This is a genomic window from Streptomyces sp. NPDC057307 (assembly GCF_042667665.1).
Classification (GTDB): Bacteria; Actinomycetota; Actinomycetes; order Streptomycetales; family Streptomycetaceae; genus Streptomyces.
This window is the reverse complement of sequence record NZ_JBHUZM010000043.1, coordinates 1-25,445: the sequence shown is the minus strand read 5'-3', so window position 1 is coordinate 25,445 and position 25,445 is coordinate 1. Positions and strand designations below refer to the sequence as shown.

Sequence of the window (25,445 nt, the reverse complement as noted above, 5' to 3'; positions counted from 1 at the left end):
TGCACGGGGGACCGCCGTCCCCAGCAGGAAGCAGAGACGAACAAGGTGACTGAAGCGATCCTCCTGGTCGGCGGCAAGGGCACCCGGCTCCGGCCGCTCACGGTGCACACGCCCAAGCCGATGGTCCCGGCGGCCGGCGTTCCGTTCCTCGCACACCAGTTGGGACGGGCGCGGGCCGCCGGGGTCGAGCACATCGTCCTCGCGACGTCGTATCTGGCCGAGGTGTTCGAGCCGTACTTCGGAGACGGCTCGTCGCTCGGCCTGCGCCTCGAGTACGTCACCGAACACGAGCCACTCGGCACCGGCGGCGCGATCCGCAACGTCGCCTCCCGGCTCGACTCCGGTCCCGACGACCCGGTGCTCATCTTCAACGGCGACATCCTGACGGGCCTCGACATCGGCGCGCTGGTCGACACCCACGCGTCGTCCGGGGCGGACGTCTCGCTGCACCTGACACGGGTCGACGACCCGAGGGCGTTCGGGCTGGTGCCGACGGACGACGACGGCCGGGTCACGGCGTTCCTGGAGAAGCCGCAGACACCGGAGGAGATCGTCACCGACCAGATCAACGCGGGCGCCTACGTCTTCCGCCGCTCGGTGATCGACTCGATCCCGGCCGGCCGCCCGGTGTCGGTGGAACGCGAGACGTTCCCGGGCCTGTTGGAGTCGGGGGCGCATCTGCAGGGCATGGTCGACTCCACGTACTGGCTGGACCTCGGCACCCCCCAGGCTTTCGTGCGCGGCTCGGCGGACCTGGTCCTGGGCGTGGCCCCGTCGCCCGCGATCCCCGGCCGCTGCGGCGACCGCCTCGTCCTCCCGACGGCCACGGTCGCCCCGGACGCGAAGCTCACAGCGGGCACGGTGATCGGCGCGGGCGCGGTGATCGCGGAAGGCGCCCGTATCTCGGGCAGCGCGATCCTGGACAACGCGGTGATCGGCCCCGGGGCGGTCATCACCGATTCCCTGGTGGGCGCGGGGGCGCGCGTGGGAGCCCGTACGACACTCTCGGGCGCGGTGATCGGCGACGGCGCGACGGTGGGCCCGGACAACGAACTGCGCGCGGGGGCGCGCGTCTGGTGCGACGTGACACTCCCGCCCGCCTCGATCCGCTTCTCGTCGGACGAGTAGCGCTGGTCGCTCGATCGCCGGACGGGCTGGTCGAGCCCGTCCGGCGGCCGTACTGAGCCCGCCCGGCGATCGAGGACAGACGCCGACCCCGCGCGTCCACCGCGTCGCCTCCCGGCACGGGGGCCCGGGAGGGGTGCGCACCGGAATCTCCGGGCCGCGCGGAGGGCCGGTGCGTCGGCTCCTGCCCCGCGGATCGTTCACGGCGCCGCTTCACCGCCCCGGCACGGGGGTCCGGGGCCCGCCCCCGGTTTCGGGACGGGGCGGGGTAGGGGAGAGGCCCCGCCCCGGCACCGCCTACCCTCGTCACAGACCCCGACCCCCGAGGACCCCTGTGGCAGGCCGCTTCGCCCCCCGAACCTGTACGACCGCCCTGCCCGTCCCCCGGACCGGCGGCGACGGCACCGGCGCGAAGACCCGAACCTGGACCCCGCCGGGTGACGCCTTCGAACTCGGGCTCGTCCTCGGGCCCCTCCGCCGCGGCCCCGCCGACCCCACCTACCGTGCCGCCTCCGACGGCTCCGCCGTCCGCGCCACCCGGACGCCCGCCGGGCCCGGCACCCTGCGGGTCAGGGCCGGCGACGGCGGCGTGCGCGCCGAGGCGTGGGGCCCCGGGGCCGACTGGCTGCTGGAGCGGCTGCCCGAACTGCTCGGCGCGGCGGACGACCCCGCCGCCTTCGTCCCGCGCCACCGGCTCCTCGCCGCGGCCCAGCGCCGCCGCCCCGGCCTGCGCCTGTGCCGTACCGGCCTCGTCCTGGAGTCGCTGATCCCGTCGGTCCTGGAGCAGAAGGTCACGACCATCGAGGCGAACCGCTCCTGGCGCCATCTCGTCCGGAAGTACGGCGAGCCCGCCCCCGGCCCGTACGGCGACTCACCCGACGGCCGTCGCGACAGCGGCATGTACGTCATGCCCGACCCCCGCACCTGGGCCATGATCCCGTCCTGGGAGTGGCACAAGGCAGGCGTCGACTCCAAGCGCTCCGACACCATCGCGCGCGCGGTCCGCGTCGCCCGCCGGCTGGAGGAGGCCGCCGCGATGGAGCCCGAACTCGCCGCCGCCCGCCTGGAGTTGATCCCCGGCATCGGCCCCTGGACCTCCGCCGAAATCCTTCAGCGGTCGAACGGCGCCCCGGACGCCGTCACCGTGGGCGACCTCCATCTGCCGGGCATCGTCGGCTACGCGCTCGCCGGCCGCCCCGACACCGACGACGCCGGGATGCTCGAACTGCTTGAGCCGTACGCCGGGCAGCGCCACCGCGCCGTACGGCTCATCCTCCTCACGGGCCGTACGCCACCGCGCCGCGCCCCCCGCATGGCCGTCGGCAGAATCGCCCATCTGTAGAGCCTGTGACGCGCGCCGTCGGGGCCGTGCTCACCGCACCTCGATGAAGTCCTCCGGCGCACGCCCCGGCCTGCTCCTCGGCTCCGCCGCCGCGTGACCGACCGCCACCGCGCCCATCGGATCCCAGTTCGCGGGCAGTTCGAGCACGTCCCGTACGACGTCGCGGCAGAACATCGTCGACGACACCCACGCGGAGCCGAGCCGCTCACCCGCCAGCGCCACGAGGAAGTTCTGCACACCGGCGCCCGTCGCGACCACGAACATCTCGCGCTCGGCCGCGTCGCGGCGCTCGTCGCCGTACGTATGCGCGCCGTCCGCCACCAGGCACGGCACCACCAGATACGGCGCGGCGCGCAGCACGTCCCCGCGCCGCACCCGCTTGGCCACGGACTCCTCCGACTTGCCGTCGCGGCGCAGGTCCGCGATCCACGCGTCCCGCATCGCGTCGAGGAGCCGGACGCGCGACTCGGGCGACTCCAGCAGGACGAACCGCCACGGCGTCGTGTGATGCGGCGCCGGCGCCGTCACGGCCGCGGCGACCGCGCGGCGCACCGCGCCCGGATCGACCGGCTCGTCGGTGAACTCCCGGACCGTACGCCGCTGGGTGACCGCTTCCCGTACCGCCTCGGACGTCCCGAGCCGGAACATGTCGTCGGCCGCGACCCGCACCATCGCGTGTGCGCCGTCCGCCGATTCGCCCACCAGATGGGCCAGACCGGTCACGACCGCCACCGGCAGTCCGGAAACCTTGCCCTTCACCAGGTCGCCCGCGGCGGCCAGTTCGTCGGCGAGGGCGACGACCGTCGCGCTCATCGGATTGCCGTGCGCGTCCGTACCGCCGCGCAGATCGTCCAGGACCCGCACGCCCGCCGCGCCGATCGCGACGTCCGTCAGCCCGTTGCGCCAGGGCCGGCCGAAGGTGTCCGTGACGATCACACCGACGTCCACGCCCAGCGCGTCCCGCAGTCCGTCCCGGATCGCGCGGGCCGAGGCGTCGGAGTCCTCGGGCAGCAACAGCACCGTCCCCGAAGGGGTGTTGGAGGCGTCGACACCGGCCGCGGCCATCACCAGACCCTGCCGGTTCTCCACGATGCGCAGCGGTCCGCGCCGCGCGACGACGCGGACGGTCTCCGCGTCGATCGCCGCCTCACGGTCCCGCGCCTCGACGATCCGGCCCTCGGCCTTGGACACGATCTTCGACGTGACGAGGAGGATGTCGCCGTCGGCCAGACCGGGCCCCGCCGTGACGATCAGCTTCGCGAGATCGTCACCCGCGCGGACCTCCGGCAGCCCTTCGAGCGCCCGCACGCTGTACGACACGGCCTCGGCCGCACCTTTGTAGGACGCTTCGTCGGACGTCACGTCCGCACCTCCTCGGCCAGTGCCAACGCCTCACGCGCCATCGCGGTGGTCGCGGCCAGGTCCGTCATCATCAGCGGTACGGCCCTGCTGCGGATTCCCGCGCCCTCGATCTCCGCGACCGAGGCCGCGTCCACCGTGTCGACCAGCCAGCCGTCCAGCAGCCCCGAACCGTAGTGCTGCGCCACGGCGGTGGCCGTCGACTCGACGCCGATCGCCGCGAGGACCTTGTCGGCCATGCCGCGTACGGGCGCGTCCCCGACGATCGGGGAGAGCCCGACGACCGGCACCCCGGCGTCGGCGATGCCCTCGCGGATTCCCGGCACGGCCAGGATCGTGCCGATGCTGACGACGGGGTTGGACGGCGGGAAGAGGATGACGTCGGCCTGGGCGACGGCCTCCAGCACACCGGGCGCCGGCTTGGCCTGGTCGGCGCCGACGGGCACGACCGCGTGGGCCTCCACGGAGGCGCGCATCTTCACCCAGTACTCCTGGAAGTGCACGGCCTTCCGCTCGCCGGTGGGGCTGTCCGGCACATCGACGGCGACATGGGTCTCGACGCGGTCGTCGGACATCGGCAGCAGCCGCACCCCGGGCTTCCAGCGCGCGCAGAGCGCCTCGGTGACCGCGCTCAGCGGATAACCGGCGCCCAGCATCTGTGTGCGGACGATATGGGTGGCGAAGTCGCGGTCGCCGAGGCCGAACCACTCGGGCCCCACGCCGTACGCCGCCAGCTCCGCCTTGACCTGGAACGTCTCGCCCTCGCGTCCCCAGCCCTGCTCTTCATTGATGCCACCCCCGAGGGTGTACATCACCGTGTCGAGGTCCGGGCAGACCTTCAGCCCGAACAGATGGATGTCGTCACCGGTGTTGCCGATCACCGTGATGTCCGCGTCCGGCGCGGCCTGCTTGAGGCCACGCAGGAAACGGGCACCACCGATACCGCCGGCCAGAACCACAATGCGCATGCTGTGCAGTTTGTCAGGCGGGTACGACATCCTGGGCCGCCGGGGCGCACCGGGCGGAGTGCATCGGCATCTCGGTCAGACCCGGGAAGTAGATGTGCAGACTCACGGCCGGTTCGAGCGAATCGTTGACCACCTCGTGGACGTATCCGGGGGCGAAGACGCGCTGCGCGCCGCCGCCGAGCGAGCGGCTCGCCGTCTGCGTACGCTCCGTCAGTTCGCCGTCGAGGACGGTCAGGACGCCGGACGAGCGGCCGTGGTCGTGCAGGCCGCTGCGCTGGCCGGGCACCCAGGAGAGCAGCCACACCTCGTAGCCGGGGCCGGCGCTCAGCCGGTGGTACCAGCGGCTGCTCGCGTCGTACCGGACGAGCGTGGCCCACCGGGCGCGGTCGGCGGCGATCGCACGGGCCAGACCGGCGAACTCGGCCACGGTGCCGGGATGCTCACGGGCGGGCTGGAGAAGGTGCGGCACCTCAAGGAGGTCGCCTGCGATCTGAAGGTCGCTGTCGCTGTTCATGGGTGTGAAGGTTCCTCGGCAGAAGGCCTGAGCGAGCTACGGGAGGTGAGCGGAGATGCGAGAAAGCGCGAAAGCGCGGAGAGCGGGGCGAACGATGTGTTCGGCCGGAGCTTCAGTGGCTCAACAGCTCGGACAACAGGAACAGCAACAGCGGGCCTGGACAGCGCTGCGGAATCCACGGGTGTGGATCGCGTACGAGGCTGAGTTGACCGGCATGCATTCAAAGGTGGCGGGAACGGTTCCCGCTTGTCAACTCAATGACCGATTTGGCGGCAATGTTTCACCTCATCCGGTTACTGAGTTCGGAGAAAGGTTTGTGCAGCCGCTGACGTGGAGACATGGCGCAGCAGCCGTGCTCGCAAACACCGTCGCGCCGTTGTGATCGGACTGTGATTCGGATCGCTTCGGTGGCTGGATCGCAACATCGACGAGGCTCCTGACGTCTCCCTCGGGGAGGAGTGGATGCGGGCAGGCCAGTGGCATGTGTCAGGTTTTTGGTGATTTGAACACTTTCCGCATAGCCTTGGTTCCGGAGAGTGAATACCGGGACCAATAGCAGATCTCGGCTTGACTGGCTCGTATCCGCACACTTGTAATTTCACTCGTGTCGTTCGGCCGAAAACGGTAACGGCCGCAAGCACGGGGACGTAAAGACAGACGAGGGGCGCACATGACCGAGCTGTTCGAACAACTGCTGGTCGAGGACGCGGACGAGGAACTCGGCTGGCAGGAGCGCGCGTTGTGCGCCCAGACCGATCCCGAGTCCTTCTTCCCCGAGAAGGGCGGCTCCACCCGCGAGGCCAAGAAGGTCTGTCTCGCCTGTGAGGTCCGCTCCGAATGCCTGGAGTATGCCCTCGCCAACGACGAGAGATTCGGTATCTGGGGCGGTCTCTCCGAGCGTGAACGCCGCCGTCTCAAGAAGGCCGCGGTTTGAACAGTTCCGGCCATTCTCCAGTCGCACCCTGCGCGATAGCCCACGTGTTACCTCGCGCGACAATTTCTGAACGGTCCGTGGTCTGCGTCCTCTTCGCAGGCGGCGGACCGTTGTCGTGACCGGCACGGGCGGCCCGGCCCGGCGCTGTCTCCCAGGTCGTCCGGTTTGTCCAGGCGCTCGGCGATCCGGCGCTTGTTCGTACCGTTAGTGTGGGGCCCCGTCCGAGACGCCCCAACGCCCCGTCGGGGCGACCCCCCGGCCGGAGGGCCCCTACCTCGATGTCCGCCACCACAGCCGCGTTCGATTCAGCCACCGCACCGGAGTACCCGCGGCACGTCGTGACCGCAGTGCTCGTCTCCCACGACGGTGCCCGCTGGCTCCCCGACGCCCTCACCGGGCTGATCGGCCAGGAACGCCCCGTACAGAACGTCATCGCCGCCGACACCGGCAGCGCCGACGAATCGGCCACGCTGCTCACCGAATCGCTCGGCCCCGACCGCGTCGTCCACCTCGCCCGCCGCACCAGCTTCGGTACGGCCGTCGAGGAAGCGATCCGTACCGCCGGCGTGCTCACGCCCGACGACCTGCCGTATCTGAAACGCCCGAGCGGCTGGGACCCGGCCACCCGGACCTGGCACGACGACGCGTACGACATGCCCGAACTGCCCCACGGCGAACCCGTGCAGTGGCTGTGGCTGCTCCACGACGACTGCGCGCCCGACCCCGACGCCCTCGCCGAACTGCTGCGCGTCGTCGACACCGACTCGCACGCCGCGATCGTCGGCCCCAAGCTGCGCGGCTGGTACGACCGCAAGCAGCTTCTGGAGGTCGGCGTCTCCATCGCCAACAGCGGACGCCGCTGGACCGGCCTCGACCGGCGGGAACAGGACCAGGGCCAGCACGACCAGGTCCGTACCGTGCTCTCCGTCTCCAGCGCGGGCATGCTCATCCGCCGGGACGTCTGGGAGGAACTCGGCGGCTTCGACCGCAGACTTCCCCTGATGCGCGACGACGTCGACCTGTGCTGGCGCGCCCACGCCGCGGGACACCGGGTGCTCGTCGCGCCCGACGCCGTCCTCCGGCACGCCGAGGCCGCCGCACGCGAGCGCCGCACCGTCGACTGCGCGGGCCGCTCCGTCGTCAACCCGCACCGCGTCGACAAGGCCGGCGCCGTCTACACGATGCTCGTCAACTCGCGCGGCGCCGTGCTGCCCTACGTACTACTGCGGCTCGTCGTCGGCACACTCCTGCGCACCGTCGCCTACCTGGTGGGCAAGGCCCCCGGACAGGCCGTCGACGAAGTCATGGGTCTGTCGGGCACGCTGCTGCGGCCCGGCAGAATCATCGGCGCGCGAAAACGACGAGGCAAAGGCGTCGTCGAAGCAAGCGAACTTCGCGCGCTTTTCCCGCCACCCGGCGCCACCGTCCGGGCAACGGTCGAGCAAGTAGCTGGAAGCCTCGGTGGCGGCTCCGAGACTGAGGCCGGTGGCTCACGCCACGGCGTCGTGGAGTCGGGCCCCGGCGGGGACGACGCGGACTTTCTGGAGATCGAGCAGTTCGCGCGGCTGAAGCGCCTCGCGCACAAGCCGGGCCCCGTCCTCTTCGCCGTACTGCTCGTCGTCTCTCTCGTCGCCTGCCGCGCACTGCTCGGCGGCGGCGCACTCGCGGGCGGCGCCCTGCTGCCCGCACCGCCGGACGTGGCGGGCCTGTGGTCCCGCTACGCCGACGGCTGGCACCCCATCGGAACGGGCGGCACCCAGACGGCGCCGCCGTACCTCGCGGTCCTCGCCGCCCTGTCGGCCCTGTTCCTCGGGTCGACCGGCTTCGCGCTGACCCTGCTGCTCGTCTGCTCCGTACCGCTGGCCGGAGTCACCGCGTACTTCGCCTCCCGGCCGCTCATCGAGTCGAAACTGCTGCGGGCCTGGGCGAGCGTCGCGTACGCCTTCCTGCCCGCCGCCACCGGCGCCCTGGCCACCGGGCGGCTCGGCACGGCCGTGCTGGCCATCCTGCTGCCGCTGATCGCGCGGGCGGCCGTCGCGGCGTACGGCTTCCGCGCCGCCCCGCGGACGGGCACCGCGGACGCCCCGGGCGCCGCGCGCGGCAGCTGGCGCGCCACCTGGGCCTACACCTTCCTGCTCACCTTCGTGATGGCCTTCACGCCCGTCGTCTGGCCGATGGCACTCGTCCTCGGCCTCGTCGTCCTGGTGCTGCGCCGCGACGACATCGTGGCGTACGGGCTGCGCCTGCTGGCCGTGGTCGGCACCCCGCTGCTCGTGCTGGCCCCCTGGTCGCTCTCGCTCCTGACGGCACCGGGCGACCTCTTCCGCGAAGCGGGACTGGAATTCGGTACGGGACAGGCCACCGCGCTCGATCTGCTCGGCATGAGTCCCGGCGGCCCCAAGGCCGCGGGCGGGGTGCTGCTGATCGGCGTCGTCCTGGCGGCACTGGCCGCGCTGCTGCGCGGCGAGCGGCAGTTCGCCGTACGGGCGGCCTGGGTGGCCGCCCTCGTGGCGCTGGTCTTCGCCGTCCTCGCGAACAACTCCGGCTGGGCCGGCCCCGCCACCCTCGTCTACGGTCTCGCGCTCATCGCGGCGGCCGTGCTCGGCGCCGACGGCGCCAAGGAGCGCGTCGCCAGCCAGAGCTTCGGCTGGCGACAGCCCGTCGCGGCGGTCATCGCCCTCGCGGCCGGGGCGGCGCCGCTGCTCGCGGCGGGCGGCTGGATGATCAGCGGCGCGTCCGGCCCGCTGGAGAGGCGCGACCCGGTGCAGGTACCGGCATTCGTCGCCGAGGAGAGCATCACCCGCGACCAGCCGCGCACGCTGATCCTCGGTGGTACGTCGCCCGCGGAGGTCTCGTACTCGCTCGTACGCGGCTCCGGCGGCCGGCTCGGTGACGCCGAGCTGACCGAGTCGGGCGGCAGCGACCCCGGGCTCGACAAGGTCGTCGGACGCCTCGTCGCGGGCTCCGGCGCCGACCAGACCGACCAGCTCAGCGGCTTCGCGATCCGCTATGTCCTGGTGCGGGACGGCGCCCCGGCGCAGATGTCCCGCGTGCTCGACTCCACCCCCGGCCTGAGCCGGCTCAGCCAGCTCGACGGCAGCGCGCTGTGGCGCGTCGACCGCCAGATCTCCCGGGCCACGATCGTCGAGGGCGAGAGCGACGCCGAGCCGCTGCCCGTCGGGTCGTCCACGGTCGAGGCCCACACCGACATCCCGGCAGGCCGGGCCGGCCGGGTGCTGCGGATCGCCGACCGGGCCGCCGAGGGCTGGCAGGCCACGCTCGACGGCCGCGTCCTTGAGAAGACGACCGTCGACGGCTGGGCGCAGGGATTCGAACTCCCCGCCGAGGGCGGCAGGCTCGACCTCACCTACGAGGACACGTTCACCCACAGCGCGTGGGTCTGGGCGCAGGGCGCGCTCGCCGTCGTACTGCTCGTGCTGGCCCTGCCGGGGCGGCGCAAGGAGATCGACGACGACCTGCCCGAGGAGGGCGCCGAGGTGCCCGCACAGCCCGTGTCGGGCGAAGGGCGCCGGGCACGCAGGCTGCGGGCCGCCGCGCAGGCGGAGGCCGAGACGGGGGCGGAGCCGGGGCTGGAGACCGGTGCGGAGCCGGTGGAAGGCACCGACCGCGCCGAGACAGTTCCGCCGGAGCCGGCGCAGGCCCCGTACGCCGCCGCCGCAGCTGTCCCGCAGCAGCAGTCGTACGGAGAGTGGGACGCCCAGCAGACCCAGCAGGCCCAGACGGCCTACCAGGGCGCGGACTACGGCTCGTACACGAATGAACAGCAGTACCAAGGCGGGCAGAACGAACAGCAGCAGTACGAAGGCGCCCCCTACCAGGGCGCGCAGCAGTACGACGGTACGCAGCAGTACGAGGGCGACCCCCAGTACGAAGGTGCTCCTCAGTACGACGCCGACGGATACCAGATCTACCCGCAGTACCCGGCGGACCAGTACCAGCAGCAGGCACAGGTGCAGTACGACCAGTACGGATACGTCGTCCAACAGCCGTACGCGGAAGGGCAGCAGCCCTACACCGACGCCCAACAGCCGTACACCGACGGCACCGAGAACGAGCAGCGTCCCGACGGGAGCAGCAACCAGTGAACCGCACGACCCTCTCCCTCATCGCGGCCGCGACGGCGCTCGCGGCGGTCACCGGGTTCGCCGCCGTCACCGCGCCCGACTCCGCCGGCACGACGACGACGGCGAAGACGCCCGCGCGGGTTCCCGTGGAGCGCAGCAGCCTGCTCTGTCCCGCGCCGAGCACGTCGGAGCTCGCCGAGACGGTGTACACGTCCTTCACCCCGGCCGGGACGCCGGGGGAGGGCACGGGCGGGGCCGCCGAACTGGCGCCGTCCGTCGTGCCCTTGGACGACACGGACACCGCCGACGACGAGAAGAAGACCGACGACGAGGCGCAGGACGACGAAGCGAAGGACGACAAGGCCAAGGACGAGGAGGCCAAAAAGCCCGCGGCGGACGGGGCGGACGCGAAGGCCAAGCCGTTCCTGGCCCTCAAGGAGCCCGGTAAGCCCGTCTCCGGGACCAAGAAGGGCGCGGACGCCCCCGCACTCGTCGGCACCGCCACCGGCTCTCTCGCGCCCGGCTGGACCACCCAGCAGACCACCACGGTCACGGCCGGCGACTCGCGCGGGCTGCTCGGCATGACCTGCACCGCCCCCGACACCGACTTCTGGTTCCCCGGCGCGTCCACGGACAAGTCGCGGCAGGACTACGTCCACGTCACCAACCCGGACGACACGGCGGCCGTCGTCGACATCTCGCTGTACGGCAAGGAGGGCCTTCTCAAGTCCACGACGGGAGAGGGCATTCCGGTCCCGGCGCGCTCCAGCGTCCCCGTCCTGCTGTCGACCCTCACGGGCGAGGCCGAGCCGAACGTCACCGTCCATGTCAGCAGCCGTACGGGCCGCGTCGGCGCCGTGGTGAACGCCGCCGACCAGAAGATCGGCGGCGACTGGCTGGCCGCATCGGCCGATCCCGCGCCCCGCGCGGTGCTTCCCGGAATCCCGGCCGACGCCACCTCCGTACGACTGGTGGTCTTCGCGCCCGGTGAGGACGACGCCGAGCTGAAGGTGCAACTGGCGGGCAAGAGCGGCACGATCGTGCCGTCCTCCGCCGCCGAGCCGCTCAACGTGAAGTCGGGCATGACGGCCTCGCTCGACCTGGGGGACGTCACCAAGGGCGAGGCCGGCTCGGTCCTCATCGGCCCGGGAGAGGCCGGGGGCGAGACCCCGGTGGTCGCCGCGCTGCGCGTCGTACGGGGCAAGGGCGCCGACCAGGAGGTCGCCTTCATCCCGGCGACCGGCCCCGTGACGGAGCGCGCGACGGTCCCCGACAACAAGGCCAAGGGCTCGACGCTGTCGCTCACCGCGCCGGACAAGACGGCGAAGGTGAAGGTCACGGCCTCGGCGGGCAGCGGGGGCGGTGAGCAGACCGTCAAGACGTACACCGTCAAGGGCGGTACGACCCAGGCCGTCACCCCGCCCGTGCCGGCGGGGCTTAAGGGCTCGTACGCGCTGACGGTCGAGTCCGAGTCGGGCGGTCCGGTCTACGCGGCACGCACGCTGGCGGTGACGCAGGACGGCGTACCGATGTTCACGGTGCAGACGATGCCGGACGACCGGGGCATGGTGTCCGTACCGGCGACGAAGGAAGACCTCTCCGTACTGAAGTGACGCCGGGCGGGGCCGGGCCGGGGCGAGAGGGTGGTGCGGTCAGTCCTGGCCGTACCGCGGGTCGACCGACTCCGGTGAGAGCCCGAGCAGTTCGGCGACCTGCTCGACCACGACCTCGTGGACGAGCATGGCGCGCTCCTCGCGGTTCTTCGTACGGATCTCGACGGGCCGCCGGTAGACGACGATGCGCGCGGGCCGGTCCTTGCCCTCGGGGACGGACCGGCCGAGCGGTACCGACTCGTCCTCCGCGCCGGGCACGTCGAGCACCAGGAAGTCGATCTCCGCCAGCTGGGGCCAGCGCCGTTCCAACCGCTCCACGGAGTCCCGTACGAGATCACGGAACGAGTCCGAGCGGCTGGCCGAGAGCGGAACCTGCGGCGGGGCGACGGGCCCGCGCATTCCACGGCCGTGGCGGTCACGGCGGCGGGGTCTCGGCTCGGTCGGCTGCGGCGGTACGGGACTGTCCATCACTGACGCAGCGTAGCTCTCCGGGAGACACCGCGACGGCCCCCCGAGCCCGCCGGACGGCATGTCGCAAATTGAGCATTCCGGCCAAGCTTGGGCTCGTTTCGCTAGGTCCGCCGGAGCGTGGCGCCGGCTTTCCTTGGCGGGATTTGCCCCAAGTGATGACTGGATCACTGACGGTGATTGGCTGATTACCCCTCTTCCCGTGCAGGTCAGGGCAGTTACGCGGGCGCCGGGCGGGGCGAATGCCGCGTCACGACACGGCCGGGTGAGGTGAGGGCGAGTCGTCGCGGCCCGCTCAAGAGTGCGGTACCGTCCAACATCGTGAGCCCTGTACGTCGCTGTTCGCGCACCGCGTGCGGCCGTTCCGCTGTCGCGACACTGACGTACGTCTATGCCGATTCGACCGCGGTCCTCGGCCCGCTCGCCACGTATGCCGAGCCCCATTGCTATGACCTGTGCGCCGAACACAGCGAGAGACTCACCGCGCCACGCGGCTGGGAGGTCGTCCGGCTCACGGACGGCTCGGCGCCGGCCCGGCCCAGCGGTGACGATCTCGAAGCCCTGGCAAACGCCGTACGTGAGGCCGCACGCCCTCCGGAGCGCCCGAGCGGCCCCGGCGGCGGCCGGCGTGGGGCGGACCAGGCGGAGGTCGGGCGCCGCGGGCACCTGCGGGTGCTGCGTTCCCCCGATTCCTGAGTCGGGCGCCCGCCGGTCCTTTCCCGGCCATGGTTGCTGAATCCTGAATCCTGAATCCTGAATCCTGAATCCTGAGTCCGGCCGGGTCCCCGGACGCGCTGAACCCGTCCCGCGGTTTCCGTGACGGATTCTGCGCGGATCATTGACCCCACTTGTCGTGGACACGATCATGCCTCCCAGTCGTGAGAGATCACTTTCCGCATCGCGGAATTCGGAGGCCCCTGCCGTGTTCGAACAGCAACTGGAACCCGTCGCCGATTCACTCGGCCTGTCCGCCCTGGTCGCCGCGCTTCCCCTGGTCACCGTGCTGGTGCTGCTCGGCGCCGTCCGTATGAAGGCTCATCGCGCCGGACTGATCGGTCTGGCCGTCGCCGTCCTGGTCGGCTGGCTCGCGTTCGGGATGCCGATCGGCCAGACCGTCTCCGCCGGCGCGCAGGGCGTCGTCTTCGGTCTCTTCCCGATCATGTGGATCGTCGTCAACGCCCTCTGGGTGTACCGGATGACGGTCCGCACCCAGCACTTCGACATCCTGCGGCGCTCGTTCGGGCGATTCTCCGACGACCCGCGCATCCAGGCGCTCGTCGTCGCCTTCTGCTTCGGCGCGCTCCTCGAAGCGCTCGCCGGCTTCGGCGCCCCCGTCGCGATCTCCGCGGTGATGCTCGTGGCGCTCGGCTTCGACCCGGTCAAGGCGGCCGTCGTCGCCCTCGTGGCCAACACCGCGCCCGTGGCCTTCGGCGCGATGGGTACGCCGGTGGTGACCCTGGCCCAGGTGACCGGACTGCCGCTGGACACCGTCGCCTCGGTCGTCGGCCGCCAGACGCCGCTGCTCGCCGTGGTCGTCCCCCTGGTGCTCGTCGGACTCGTGGACGGCAAGCGGGGCCTGCGCGAGACCTGGGCGCCCGCCCTGGCCTGCGGACTCGCCTTCGGTGTCGCGCAGTTCGTCGCGTCCAACTTCGTCTCCGCCCAACTCGCCGACATCGGGGCCGCACTGGTGGGCGCCGCCGCGCTGCTCGCCGTACCGGGCGCGCGCAAGCCGGCCGACGAGGCGGTGCGGACCTCCGTACTGACGGGCGCGCGCAGCGAGGACCTGGACGTCGAGGACGACCGCCGCGAAGTCGTCCGCGCCTACGCCCCGTACGGACTGATCGTGGTGATCTTCTCCCTCGCGCAGATCCCGCCGGTCAAGGACCTGCTGGCCAAGGCGACGCGGTCCTTCGACTGGCCGTTCCTCGACGTCGCCGACTCCGAGGGGAAGCCGGTCGGGGCCAACGTCTTCTCGCTGCCGCTCATCTCGACCGGCGGCACGCTCGTCCTGTTCGCGGGCCTCCTGACGGCCGGAGTGATCGGGCTCAAGGCGAAGGACGCGCTGAAGGAATGGGCGGCCACCGTGCACGAACTGCGGTACGCGATCCTCACCGTCGTGTCCGTGCTGGCCCTCGCGTACGTCATGAACCTCTCCGGACAGGCGGCCACCATCGGCCACTTCGTCGCGGCGGCGGGCGCGGGGCTGGCGTTCCTCTCACCCGTACTGGGGTGGTTCGGCGTCGCCGTCACCGGCTCCGACACCTCGGCCAACGCGCTCTTCGGCGCGCTCCAGGTCACGGCGGCACGTGAATCGGGCCTGTCGCCCGAACTGTTGGCGGCGGCGAACAGCTCCGGTGGGGTGCTCGGCAAGATGATCTCCCCGCAGAATCTGACGATCGCGTGCGCCGCGGTCGGCCTCGCGGGCAAGGAAGGCGACCTCCTGAGGAAGGTCCTGCCGTGGAGTCTCGGGCTGCTGCTGGTGATGTGTCTGATCGTGGTGGGCCAGAGCACCTTCGTACTGGGGTGGATGCTGCCGTAGGGGCTGTCGTCGGATCTCGCCGAGGGCGCGGGTAGTTTGTGCTGACTGTCCGCGAAACCTCAGGAGGGGTGGCCGTGGCCGACTTGGGCCAGATCGTGAAGGCGTACGACGTACGTGGCGTATATCCGGACCAGCTCGACGACCGGCTCGTCGAGCTGTTCGGAGCGGCCTTCGTGGAAGTCACGGGTGCCACGGCGATCGTCGTCGGTCACGACATGCGGCCCTCCTCGCCCCACCTGTCGGCGAGCTTCGCCAAGGGCGCCGTGCGTCGCGGGGCGGACGCCACGCTGATCGGGCTGTGCTCGACGGACCAGCTGTACTACGCGAGCGGGGCGCTGGACCTGCCGGGCGCGATGTTCACCGCGTCGCACAACCCGGCGCGGTACAACGGCATCAAGATGTGCCGCGCCGGCGCCGCGCCGGTGGGGCAGGACACCGGCCTGGCCGAGATCCGCGCGCTGGTCGAGACCTGGCTGGCCGAGGGCCCCCCGGAACGGGCCACGCGGCCGGGAACGATTACGCAGAGTGACACGTTGGCCGATTACGCGGCACATCTGCTGTCCCTGGTCGACCTCTCGGCGATCCGCCCGCTGAAGGTCGTGGTCGACGCGGGGAACGGCATGGGAGGCCACACGGTCCCCACCGTCTTCGCGGGGCTGCCCGTCGACCTGGTCCCGATGTACTTCGAGCTGGACGGCACGTTCCCCAACCACGAGGCCAACCCGCTCGATCCCCGGAACATCGTGGACCTCCAGGCACGCGTGCTGTCCGAAGGCGCGGACCTCGGCCTGGCCTTCGACGGCGACGCGGACCGCTGCTTCGTCGTCGACGAGCGGGGGAGGGGCGTGTCGCCGTCGGCGATCACGGCCCTGGTCGCCGAGCGTGAACTCGCCAAGCACCCCGGCGGCACGGTGATCCACAACCTCATCACCTCCTGGTCGGTCCCGGAGGTCGTCAGGGAGCACGGCGGCAACCCGGTCCGTACGCGCGTCGGCCACTCCTTCATCAAGGCGGAGATGGCCCGCGCCGGCGCGATCTTCGGCGGCGAGCACTCGGCGCACTACTACTTCCGCGAGTTCTGGAACGCGGACACGGGCATGCTCGCCGCGCTCCACGTCCTGGCCGCGCTCGGCGGCCAGAGCGGCCCGCTGTCCGAACTCGTCGCCTCCTACGACCGGTACGCCGGCTCCGGAGAGATCAACTCCACGGTGGACGACCAGGCCGCCCGCCTGACCGCCGTACGGAACGCCTTCGCCGACCGCGAGGGCGTCACGACCGACGACCTCGACGGCCTGACGGTGACCACCCCCGACTGGTGGTTCAACCTCCGCGCCTCCAACACGGAACCACTGCTCCGCCTCAACGTGGAGGCTCGTGACGAACCGACGATGTCCAAGATCAGGGACGAGGCGCTGGCTCTGATCCGCTCCTGAGACGGTCGGCGCGTCCAGCCCGTTCGGCGCTTGAGGACGGGGCGCGCCCCGGTTCGGGAACGGGCGGGCGGGCGGCGGGGGAGAGCGCCGCAGGCCCGCCCCCCTCGGCGCCGCCTCCCCGGGCCCGCCGCCCGGAACGAGCCCCGCCCCACCCTCCGGCGGTAGGCTGACGTGGCTCAATCCGCACCACCCCACACACCTCAGCTCGTTCGAAGGGACACCCACCACATGCCGCTCGAAGCCGGCCTCCTGGAGATCCTCGCCTGCCCGGCCTGCCACGCGCCGCTCGACGACCGCACCGCGGCCGACACCCCCGAACTGATCTGCACCGGCACGGACTGCGGCCTGGCCTACCCGGTCCGGGACGACATCCCCGTACTCCTCGTCGACGAGGCCCGCCGCCCCGCCTAGCGAGACCCGGCTCCGCAGCCCGCGCAACGATCGGAGACCCACCCCGCCATGCTCGACGAGTCCTTGCTCGACGCGCCGGACGCGCTGGCCCGCGTCGACCACCGTGGGCTGCTCCTCGGTGCCGCGGAGGCCGGGGCGCGGGTACGTACCGCCGCCCGGCACGCCGCCGAGGCGGGCATAGAACAGCTCAACCCGGAGGGCCGCCCCCGCGCCGTCCTGTTCGCGGGCTCCGGCACCGCCGCACTCGGCGTCGCCGACCTGCTCGGCGCGCTCGCCGGTGCCGCCGCGCCCGTCACCCTGCTGCGCCCCACCGGCGTGGCTCCCGCCGCAGGCGCCCTGCGCTGGGCGCTCCCCGGCTGGGCCGGCCCCGTCGACCTGCTCCTGATCGCCACCACCGATGGCGGCGAACCCGGCCTCGCCCTCCTCGCCGAGCAGGCGTACCGCCGAGGCTGCACCGTCGTCGCCGTCGCCCCGCGCCAGTCCCCGCTCAGCGAGGCCGTCGACGGCACACACGGCCTGGCCGTGCCCATGGCGCCGACACCGCAGGAGCAGTACGAGGAGATCCAGGCCGCGAGCCCGGGCGCCCTCTGGGCGCTGTTCACCCCCCTTCTCTCGCTTCTCGACCGCGTCGGACTGCTCACCGCCCCGGCCTCGACGCTCCAACTCGTCGCCGACCGCCTCGACAGCACGGCGGAACGCTGCGGCCCGGCCATCGCGACCTACAGCAACCCGGCCAAGACCCTCGCCGCCGAACTCGCCGACAGCCTCCCGCTGATCTGGACGGAAGGCACCGCCGCCGCCCCCGCCGGGCGCCGCTTCGCCGCCGTACTGGCCGAGTTGTCCGGCCGCCCCGCGCTCGCGGCCGAGCTGCCCGGCGCCCTGCCCGCGCACGGCCTCCTCCTGGGCGGCGACTTCGCCGGCGGCGCGGCCGACCCCGACGACTTCTTCCGCGACCGCGTCGAGGAGCCCCAGGCACTGCGCGCCCGTGTCGTGCTGCTCCGCGACCGCCCCGTCGGCGGACTGACCGCGGCCCCGGCCGCCCGCGAACTCGCCATCAGCCACGAGACGGCCATCAGCGAACTGGAGCCGCAGGAGGGCAGCGAACTCGAAGCCCTCGCGGAACTCGTCGCCGTCACCGACTTCACGGCCGTCTACCTGGCCCTGGCCTCGGGCAACCGCGAATGACCCCGACCGGCCTCGGCTTCCCGGACCCGCCCCCGCACTGAACAGCCGTCACGCCCGCCGCACTTCACCCCCCGTCGACACATTTCCGCTCCTCGAACACCCCTCACGCACCTCCGCACCTGGCCCGTATGCCCGCGACAAGGAAGCACCCATGGACCGCCTCTCCAACACCGTGCGCCCCTACGCTTGGGGCTCCACGACCGCCATCCCGGAACTGCTCGGCACCGCCCCCACCGGCGAGCCCCAGGCCGAGATGTGGATGGGCGCCCACCCGGGGGCCCCCTCCCGTATCAACCGCACCACCACCCCTCTCGAACACCCGCTCTCCGACCTCATCGCGGCAGCCCCCGAGACGGAACTCGGCGCCCCCACCGTCAAGAAATTCGGTCCACGCCTCCCCTTCCTCCTCAAACTCCTTGCCGCGGGCGCACCTCTCTCCCTCCAGGTCCACCCCAACCTCGCCCAGGCGAAGGAGGGTTACGAGGCGGAACAACGCCAGGGCGTCCCCATCGACGCGCCGCACCGCAACTACAAGGACGCCAACCACAAGCCCGAACTGATCTGCGCCCTCACCCCCTTCGACGGCCTCTGCGGCTTCCGCGCCCCCGCCGAGACCGCGGAACTTCTCGCCCGGCTGGGCGTCGACTCGCTCAAGCCGTACGTGGACCTCCTGCACGCACACCCCGAGGAAGCCGCGCTGCGCGAGGTCCTCACCGCTGTGCTCACCGCCGACCCCGACGAGATGTCCCACACCGTTCATTCCTCGGCCGAAGCAGCCGCACGCCTCGGCGGCGAGTACTCGCCATATGTGTCGATCGCCCACCACTACCCCGGCGACCCGGGCGTCATCGCGGCGATGCTGCTCAACCACGTACAACTCCAGCCCGGCGAAGCCCTCTTCCTCGGCGCCGGCGTCCCGCACGCGTATCTGAACGGCCTGGGCGTCGAGATCATGGCCAACTCGGACAACGTGCTGCGCTGCGGCCTCACCCCCAAACACGTCGACGTGCCGGAACTGCTCCGCATCGTGCGCTTCGAGGCGACCGAACCCGCCGTACTCCGCCCCGAGGCGTCGCCGTCCGGCGAGGAGCTGTACGACACCCCGATCGACGAGTTCCGGCTGTCCCGCTACGCCCTGGCACCCGGCGCGGCGCCCCGCGAACTCACCGTCGGCACCCCTCAGATCCTCCTCTGCACCGAGGGCACGCCGCGCGCCAACGACCTCGACCTGACCCCCGGCGCCTCGGTCTTCGTCCCCGCAGGCGAAAAGACCGAACTGACCGGTACGGGCACGGTGTTCCGTGCCACCGTCATCGCCTGAACCACCGCTTCGCGTACGGTCCCCTTCGTCGGCTGCAACAATGTGCCGCCGTACCGCGGCGCCAGGGCCGCAGACCGAAGAAGGGATCCACCGCACCCATGAGCGCGTCAGGCGGAACCAAGTCGATCGTGGCGGCGCTCGCCGCCAACCTCGCGATCGCAGTAGCCAAGTTCGTGGCGTTCCTCTTCAGCGGTTCGTCGTCGATGCTCGCCGAGAGCGTGCACTCGCTCGCCGACTCGGGCAACCAGGGGCTGCTGCTCCTCGGCGGCAAGAAGGCGAAGCGCGAGGCGACCCCGGAGCACCCCTTCGGGTACGGCCGTGAGCGCTACATCTACGCGTTCCTCGTCTCCATCGTGCTCTTCTCCGTCGGTGGCATGTTCGCCATCTACGAGGGCTACGAGAAGATCAAGCACCCGCACGAGATCGAGGCCTGGTACTGGCCGGTCGGCGTCCTCGTGTTCGCGATCATCGCCGAGTCGTTCTCCTTCCGTACGGCCATCGTCGAGTCCAACCAGACGCGCGGCAAGCGCTCCTGGAAGGAGTTCATCCGCCACTCGAAGGCTCCCGAGCTCCCGGTCATCCTCCTGGAGGACCTCGGCGCCCTGGTCGGTCTGATCCTCGCGCTCCTGGGCGTGAGCCTGGCGCTCGCCACGGGCAACGGCGTCTGGGACGGCATCGGCACGCTCTGCATCGGCATCCTGCTGATCGTGATCGCGATGGTCCTGGCGGCCGAGACGAAGTCCCTGCTGCTCGGTGAGTCCGCCGGGCGGGACGACGTGGAGAAGATCAAGGCCGCGATCGTCGACGGCGATGTCGTCACCGGCATCATCCACATGCGTACGCTCCACCTCGGTCCCGAGGAACTGCTGGTGGCGGCCAAGATCGCGGTCGAGCACGACGACACGGCGGCCGAGGTCGCCCACGCCATCAACGCGGCCGAGACCCGGATCCGCGAGGCGGTCCCGATCGCCCGTGTGATCTACCTGGAGCCGGACATCTACAGCGAGGCGGCAGCGGCGACGGGCACCAACCCCGCCAAGTCGCCCGGCGGCACGGACACCGAACCGGACCCCGAGGCGACTTCCGAGCCGACCTCAGAAGCGGCCCCCGGCCCGGCCCCCGAGTCGACCTCCGAGGCGGAGAAGGACCACTGACCAGCCGCTCGCATCCGTAAGAAGGCCCCGGCGCACCTCCCGCCGGGGCCTTCCTGCCCACCGGAGAGGGCATCCGGACCCCGGTGGGCTGTGGGGCGCTGGGCCGATCGGTGTAGATTCGTCAGCAGAGCCAGACGTCGCTGCTGATGGCGGTCGGGCGGTCTGCGGCGCGGACCGGCCGAGGGAGAGAGGGCCTCCGACGGACTGCGTTGCGTACGTCCGGGCATTCGTATGCCCGCCCGCCGCAGAGTCAGCCGTACCCACCCTCGACCCCTTTACGAGGAGCAGCTCGCTATGACCACTGTCGCCAACCGACAGGACTTCAAGGTCGCCGATCTCTCGCTTGCCGAGTTCGGCCGCAAGGAGATCACCCTCGCCGAGCACGAGATGCCCGGCCTGATGTCGATCCGCAGGGAGTACGCCGAGGCGCAGCCCCTCGCCGGCGCCCGCATCACCGGCTCCCTGCACATGACCGTGCAGACCGCCGTCCTCATCGAGACGCTGGTCGCGCTCGGCGCCGACGTCCGCTGGGCGTCCTGCAACATCTTCTCCACCCAGGACCACGCCGCCGCCGCGATCGCCGTCGGCCCCAAGGGCACCCCGGACGACCCGCAGGGCATTCCCGTTTTCGCCTGGAAGGGCGAGACGCTCGAAGAGTACTGGTGGTGCACGGAGCAGGCCCTGACCTGGCCCGACGCCTCCACCGCCGGCCCGAACATGATCCTGGACGACGGTGGCGACGCCACCCTGCTCGTCCACAAGGGCGTCGAGTTCGAGAAGGCCGGAGCGGCCCCGGACCCGGCCACGGCGGACAGCGAGGAGTACGGCTACATCCTCCGTCTCCTCAACCGCACCCTCACCGAGAACCCGCAGAAGTGGACCCTCCTGGCGTCCGAGATCCGCGGCGTCACCGAAGAGACCACGACCGGTGTGCACCGTCTCTACGAGATGCACCGCGAGGGCACCCTGCTCTTCCCGGCGATCAACGTGAACGACGCCGTCACCAAGTCGAAGTTCGACAACAAGTACGGCTGCCGCCACTCCCTGATCGACGGCATCAACCGCGCCACCGACGTGCTGATCGGCGGCAAGGTCGCTGTCGTCTTCGGTTACGGCGACGTGGGCAAGGGCTGCGCGGAGTCCCTGCGCGGCCAGGGCGCCCGCGTGATCATCACCGAGATCGACCCGATCTGCGCGCTCCAGGCGGCGATGGACGGCTACCAGGTCGCCACGCTGGACGACGTCGTCGGCATCGCCGACATCTTCGTCACCACCACGGGCAACAAGGACATCATCATGGCCTCGGACATGGCCAAGATGAAGCACCAGGCGATCGTCGGGAACATCGGCCACTTCGACAACGAGATCGACATGGCCGGCCTCGCGAAGACCCCGGGCATCGTCAAGGACGAGGTCAAGCCGCAGGTCCACACCTGGACGTTCCCCGACGGCAAGACGCTGATCGTGCTCTCCGAGGGCCGTCTGCTGAACCTCGGCAACGCGACCGGTCACCCCTCCTTCGTGATGTCCAACTCGTTCGCGGACCAGACCCTGGCCCAGATCGAGCTCTTCACCAAGCCGGAGGAGTACCCGACCAACGTCTACGTGCTGCCCAAGCACCTCGACGAGAAGGTCGCGCGCCTCCACCTCGACGCCCTCGGCGTGCGGCTCACGACGCTCCGCCCGGAGCAGGCCGCGTACATCGGCGTGAAGGTCGAAGGCCCGTACAAGCCCGACCAGTACCGCTACTGACCCACAGCGACCCGCCGCTGACACCAGCGGTACGGGCAGGCCCCCACACCCCCGTGTTGGGGGCCTGCCCCGCTTTTCGACCCCTGGCACACCGGCTTCCGGTCCAGGCGGTCCGTGTGTACGCGGGCGGTACTCCGTGCGGTCTCACGGCACGGCCCCCGAGGACACCGAAGGACTCCCGCACATGCCCCGTGGCCGCTACTCACTCCACGATCCGCACGACCACACGCCGTTGGGCGACGAGCACTTCCACTGCGCGCCGGGTCCGTCCGGCTGGCGCTACGTCTCCCAGATCACCGCGCCCTCCGGCGACCACGCCGGCTCCGTCGACCTCACCCTCGACGAACTCGGCCGCCCCATCAGACTCGAACTGCACGCCGCGAGCTGGCGAGTCCGTGCCGCCGCACTCGAAGGCGTCACCTGGGTCCGCACCGACCCCACCGGCACCGAGGCCACCGAAGGCAATGTCCGCGCCCACGCCTTCACCGGCTCGTCCCCCGCGTTCCTCATCGCGATCACTCGCCTTCTCCGCCTCACTCCCACTTCTCCCGCGACCCGAGTCCGTCTGGTCGCCTTCACGGACCCGGTCCTCGCGCCCCGCACTCTCGACCAGTCCTGGGCGCTACTGAGAAGTGAAGCGCATGCCACTGACAATGGACCTCTGACCGTGGACGAGTACCAGGTCAGCGCCCTGGACACCGGGGAGCAGCACAGCGTCCACATCAGCGGCGACGTGGTTCTCGCGGCACCGGGCATCGAACTCGAAGACCTCGAAACCCCACCGTCGGCGCTGCCCTGACGGGGCCTAGGCGGGCGGCGCGAACCTGGAAGCCGGGGGAACGGCCGGACCGGGCCCCGGAGTTGGTGCCCGCGATGCGTCCCGAGGCTCGCCCTCAGGCTGCGCGACCACGGGTCGACGCACCTGCGGGGGACGCACCGTCGGCCCGTTGGCGGGGCCGGCCGCTGCGGCGGCAGCAGCCGCCACGGAGCCGAAGGCCCGCCGCGAGTCCCGCGCCTGCCGTTCGTTCACCACAGCCGCCAGATACGCCGCCGGCGGTACGCCCTGCGGCAGCGGTACGCCCGTACGCGCCGCCAGATTGTCGGCCAGCCGCTGCGACATCGACCAGCCGACGCCGGCGTCGAGCTGCCCCATCCGAGTCAGGTACTGCCGTATGGCCAGCCACAGATCGTCGGGCACCGACGACAGATCCAGCTCGGAGAAACGGCCGACGAGCCACGGCGGCGGAGGCGGTACGGCACGGGCCCGGTCGGCCGGTACGCGCTCGCGCACGACCAACGTCCCCGCGAACAGGTCCCCGACCCGGCGCCCGCGCGCCGACACGAGCGAGGCGATGCAGGCGATGACGCCGAAGGACATCAGCAGTTCCACCACCCCGATCGCCCCGCGCACCAGCGCGTGACGGAAACGAATGGGCCCGCCGTCGTCACGTACCACCCGCAGCCCGCAGGCCAACTTCCCCAACGAGCGCCCATGGCTGAGGGTTTCCACCGCGATCGGCACACCCACGGGTATCAGCAGGAAGCTCGCGACCGCCAGCGCCGCCACCGCGGCCGTGTCCAGCGAACCCGTCGCGACGGTGAGGACGATCGAGACCACGATGTACGCGGCCCACACCACGACCAGATCGATGACGACGGCCAACGCCCGGCTCGGTAGCTTCGCGGGGCGCAGCCCCAGTACGACCGCGTCGCCCGTCACAAGCTCATTCACCGATGCCCACCCTTCGCCGACCTTCTCTGCCCCCGGACCGCCCAGTCTGCCAAGCTGGCCTGCAACGCGCCGCAGTAGTACGGACCGTACGCACCCAGTGCCTGGAGCAGCAGCCGACCATGGATCTCGATGTCTTCGTGACGGCCCACCGACCCGAGTGGGACCGCCTGGACTTTCTGCTGCGCCGTGGACGGCACCTCACCGGTGCCGAGGCGGACGAACTCGTCGCCCTCTACCAACGCACAGCCACCCATCTCTCCCTGATCCAGTCCAGCGCCCCGGACCCCATGCTCATCGGGCGCCTGACGCAGCTGGTCGCGCGAGCCCGCTCGGTCGTCACCGGCACCCGCCGCGCCGGCTGGCGCGACGCCGCCCGCTTCCTTACGGCCGGCTTCCCCGCCGCCGTGTACCGCGCCCGCCACTGGTGGGTACCGACCGCGCTGCTTTCGGTGCTCGTCGCCGCGATCATCGGCTGGTGGATATCCGCGCACCCCGAGGTGCAGGCGGCGATAGCGGCTCCCGAAGACCTCCGACAGATGACCCGCCCCGGCGGTGAGTACGAGACCTACTACTCCAGCAGCCCGGCGGCGTCCTTCGCGGCCCAGGTATGGACGAACAACGCCCAAGCGGCGGCCATGTGCCTCGTCCTCGGCGCCTTCCTGTGCTTCCCGGTGATCTGGATCCTCTTCCTCAACATGCTCAACCTCGGCGTCGGCATCGGCCTGATGTCGTCCGCCGGCCGTCTGGACACGTTCCTCGGCCTGGTCCTGCCCCACGGCCTGCTCGAACTGACGGCCGTGTTCGTCGCCGCGGGCACGGGCCTCCGCCTCGGCTGGACCCTGATCGACCCCGGCCCGTACACCCGCCGCACAGCGCTCGCCCAACAGGGCCGAGCCGCCGTGGGCATGGCCATCGGTCTGGCTCTGATCCTCTTCGTGTCGGGCCTGATCGAGGGCTTCGTGACCCCGTCCGGCCTGCCGACATGGGCGCGCATCGCGATCGGTGTCTTCTCCGAACTGGCCTTCCTGGCCTACGTGTACGTGCTCGGCGGCCGAGCGGCCCGCGCGGGTGACACGGGCGACGTGGAGAGCGCCGACCAGAGCGCCCAACTGCCCACGGCAGCCTGATGTGCGTTGTGGGTCGCTGACCTGTTAGTCTCCTCTCCGCTCCACAAAAAACCCTGCCGATCATTGACAGGGTCTGTGTGGGGAGGTAGATTTGAACGGTTGCCTCGAAGCTGGACAAGTTCGAGAGCGACAGTTAATGTCTACTCAGCTCGGAGCGGGAATCGAATTTCTGCCGAGCTTTCCGATACATCTTCCGAATCACAGCGGCCGATTTAGTTCGGCCCGGATGTTTCTGATAATGTCGGTCTCGCCGAAAGGGAAACGCGAAAGCGGATAACTGAAAGCGATCCCGCTGACTGGGAATCAGGCGCCGAAAGGTTCTGATAGAGTCGGAAACGCAGGACAGCAAGAACCGAAGGGAAGCCCGGAGGAAAGCCCGAGAG

Annotated in this window: 20 protein-coding genes; 15 read left to right on the top strand and 5 right to left on the bottom strand. The window is 71.2% G+C overall.

Annotation, left to right across the window (positions count from 1 at the left end):
- Positions 1-45: 45 nt before the first annotated feature.
- Positions 46-1,128, top strand: a complete 1,083-nt coding sequence (locus ACFUN8_RS17575; protein ID WP_383637745.1) for a sugar phosphate nucleotidyltransferase — start codon at positions 46-48, stop codon at positions 1,126-1,128.
- Positions 1,129-1,459: 331 nt separating this feature from the next.
- Positions 1,460-2,467 carry a DNA-3-methyladenine glycosylase family protein gene (locus ACFUN8_RS17570; RefSeq protein ID WP_383637742.1) on the top strand — a complete coding sequence of 336 codons (1,008 nt, stop codon included), beginning with the start codon at positions 1,460-1,462 and terminating at the stop codon, positions 2,465-2,467.
- Positions 2,468-2,497: 30 nt separating this feature from the next.
- On the opposite strand, the gene ACFUN8_RS17565 is transcribed toward ACFUN8_RS17570, so the two are convergent.
- Genes ACFUN8_RS17565 through ACFUN8_RS17555 form a run of 3 tightly spaced genes read right to left on the bottom strand, consistent with a single transcriptional unit; the run spans position 2,498 to position 5,308 of the window.
- On the bottom strand, positions 2,498-3,829 hold the full coding sequence (locus ACFUN8_RS17565; RefSeq protein WP_383637739.1) for a coenzyme F420-0:L-glutamate ligase: 1,332 nt from the start codon (positions 3,827-3,829) through the stop codon (positions 2,498-2,500).
- Positions 3,826-4,794, bottom strand: coding sequence for a 2-phospho-L-lactate transferase (gene cofD, locus ACFUN8_RS17560; protein ID WP_383637734.1), 969 nt, complete (start codon positions 4,792-4,794; stop codon positions 3,826-3,828). The genes ACFUN8_RS17565 and cofD overlap by 4 nt, the downstream gene beginning before the upstream one ends.
- A gap of 13 nt (positions 4,795-4,807) precedes the next feature.
- Positions 4,808-5,308, bottom strand: coding sequence for a cysteine dioxygenase (locus ACFUN8_RS17555; RefSeq protein WP_383637731.1), 501 nt, complete (start codon positions 5,306-5,308; stop codon positions 4,808-4,810).
- Between the two features lie 670 nt (positions 5,309-5,978).
- On the opposite strand from ACFUN8_RS17555, the gene ACFUN8_RS17550 reads away from it, so the two are divergent.
- From ACFUN8_RS17550 to ACFUN8_RS17540, 3 genes are all read left to right on the top strand, one after another.
- Positions 5,979-6,242, top strand: a complete 264-nt coding sequence (locus tag ACFUN8_RS17550) for a WhiB family transcriptional regulator (protein WP_023541320.1) — start codon at positions 5,979-5,981, stop codon at positions 6,240-6,242.
- A 278-nt stretch (positions 6,243-6,520) separates the two neighbouring features.
- Positions 6,521-10,348 carry a glycosyltransferase gene (locus ACFUN8_RS17545; RefSeq protein WP_383637727.1) on the top strand — a complete coding sequence of 1,276 codons (3,828 nt, stop codon included), beginning with the start codon at positions 6,521-6,523 and terminating at the stop codon, positions 10,346-10,348.
- On the top strand, positions 10,345-11,940 hold the full coding sequence (locus ACFUN8_RS17540; RefSeq protein WP_383637724.1) for a DUF5719 family protein: 1,596 nt from the start codon (positions 10,345-10,347) through the stop codon (positions 11,938-11,940). Before ACFUN8_RS17545 ends, ACFUN8_RS17540 begins: the two co-directional genes overlap by 4 nt.
- A 39-nt stretch (positions 11,941-11,979) precedes the next feature.
- Here ACFUN8_RS17540 and ACFUN8_RS17535 read toward each other — a convergent pair whose 3' ends face one another.
- Entirely contained in the window at positions 11,980-12,408 is a 429-nt protein-coding gene (locus tag ACFUN8_RS17535; RefSeq protein WP_382566718.1) for a metallopeptidase family protein, read from the bottom strand.
- A 270-nt stretch (positions 12,409-12,678) separates the two neighbouring features.
- Here ACFUN8_RS17535 and ACFUN8_RS17530 point away from each other — a divergent pair, with 270 nt between their 5' ends.
- The 9 genes from ACFUN8_RS17530 (at position 12,679) to ACFUN8_RS17490 (ending at position 23,002) form a co-directional block, all read left to right on the top strand.
- Positions 12,679-13,104: a DUF3499 domain-containing protein gene (locus ACFUN8_RS17530; protein WP_383637721.1), complete on the top strand. Its 426-nt coding sequence runs from the start codon at positions 12,679-12,681 to the stop codon at positions 13,102-13,104.
- A 226-nt stretch (positions 13,105-13,330) separates the two neighbouring features.
- The gene (locus ACFUN8_RS17525) at positions 13,331-14,947 is read left to right on the top strand and encodes an L-lactate permease (RefSeq protein WP_383637718.1); all 1,617 of its coding nucleotides are present in this window, start codon (positions 13,331-13,333) and stop codon (positions 14,945-14,947) included.
- Between the two features lie 74 nt (positions 14,948-15,021).
- The gene (locus tag ACFUN8_RS17520) at positions 15,022-16,380 is read left to right on the top strand and encodes a phosphomannomutase/phosphoglucomutase (protein ID WP_383637715.1); all 1,359 of its coding nucleotides are present in this window, start codon (positions 15,022-15,024) and stop codon (positions 16,378-16,380) included.
- A 228-nt stretch (positions 16,381-16,608) separates the two neighbouring features.
- Positions 16,609-16,791, top strand: a complete 183-nt coding sequence (locus ACFUN8_RS17515; protein ID WP_382566614.1) for a Trm112 family protein — start codon at positions 16,609-16,611, stop codon at positions 16,789-16,791.
- Between the two features lie 48 nt (positions 16,792-16,839).
- Positions 16,840-17,976, top strand: coding sequence for an SIS domain-containing protein (locus ACFUN8_RS17510; RefSeq protein ID WP_383637711.1), 1,137 nt, complete (start codon positions 16,840-16,842; stop codon positions 17,974-17,976).
- Positions 17,977-18,127: 151 nt separating this feature from the next.
- Positions 18,128-19,297, top strand: a complete 1,170-nt coding sequence (manA, locus tag ACFUN8_RS17505; protein ID WP_383637708.1) for a mannose-6-phosphate isomerase, class I — start codon at positions 18,128-18,130, stop codon at positions 19,295-19,297.
- Between the two features lie 98 nt (positions 19,298-19,395).
- The gene (locus tag ACFUN8_RS17500; protein ID WP_383637705.1) at positions 19,396-20,451 is read left to right on the top strand and encodes a cation diffusion facilitator family transporter; all 1,056 of its coding nucleotides are present in this window, start codon (positions 19,396-19,398) and stop codon (positions 20,449-20,451) included.
- A 294-nt stretch (positions 20,452-20,745) separates the two neighbouring features.
- Positions 20,746-22,203, top strand: coding sequence for an adenosylhomocysteinase (ahcY, locus tag ACFUN8_RS17495; protein WP_383637702.1), 1,458 nt, complete (start codon positions 20,746-20,748; stop codon positions 22,201-22,203).
- A gap of 184 nt (positions 22,204-22,387) precedes the next feature.
- Positions 22,388-23,002 (top strand): hypothetical protein, encoded by a 615-nt coding sequence (locus ACFUN8_RS17490; protein WP_383637699.1) that lies wholly within the window; start codon positions 22,388-22,390, stop codon positions 23,000-23,002.
- A gap of 6 nt (positions 23,003-23,008) precedes the next feature.
- Here the strand turns inward: ACFUN8_RS17490 and ACFUN8_RS17485 are convergent, their stop codons facing one another.
- On the bottom strand, positions 23,009-23,935 hold the full coding sequence (locus tag ACFUN8_RS17485; RefSeq protein WP_383637696.1) for an RDD family protein: 927 nt from the start codon (positions 23,933-23,935) through the stop codon (positions 23,009-23,011).
- A gap of 119 nt (positions 23,936-24,054) precedes the next feature.
- On the opposite strand from ACFUN8_RS17485, the gene ACFUN8_RS17480 reads away from it, so the two are divergent.
- Positions 24,055-25,062 carry a stage II sporulation protein M gene (locus ACFUN8_RS17480; protein WP_383637693.1) on the top strand — a complete coding sequence of 336 codons (1,008 nt, stop codon included), beginning with the start codon at positions 24,055-24,057 and terminating at the stop codon, positions 25,060-25,062.
- Positions 25,063-25,445: the final 383 nt, after the last annotated feature.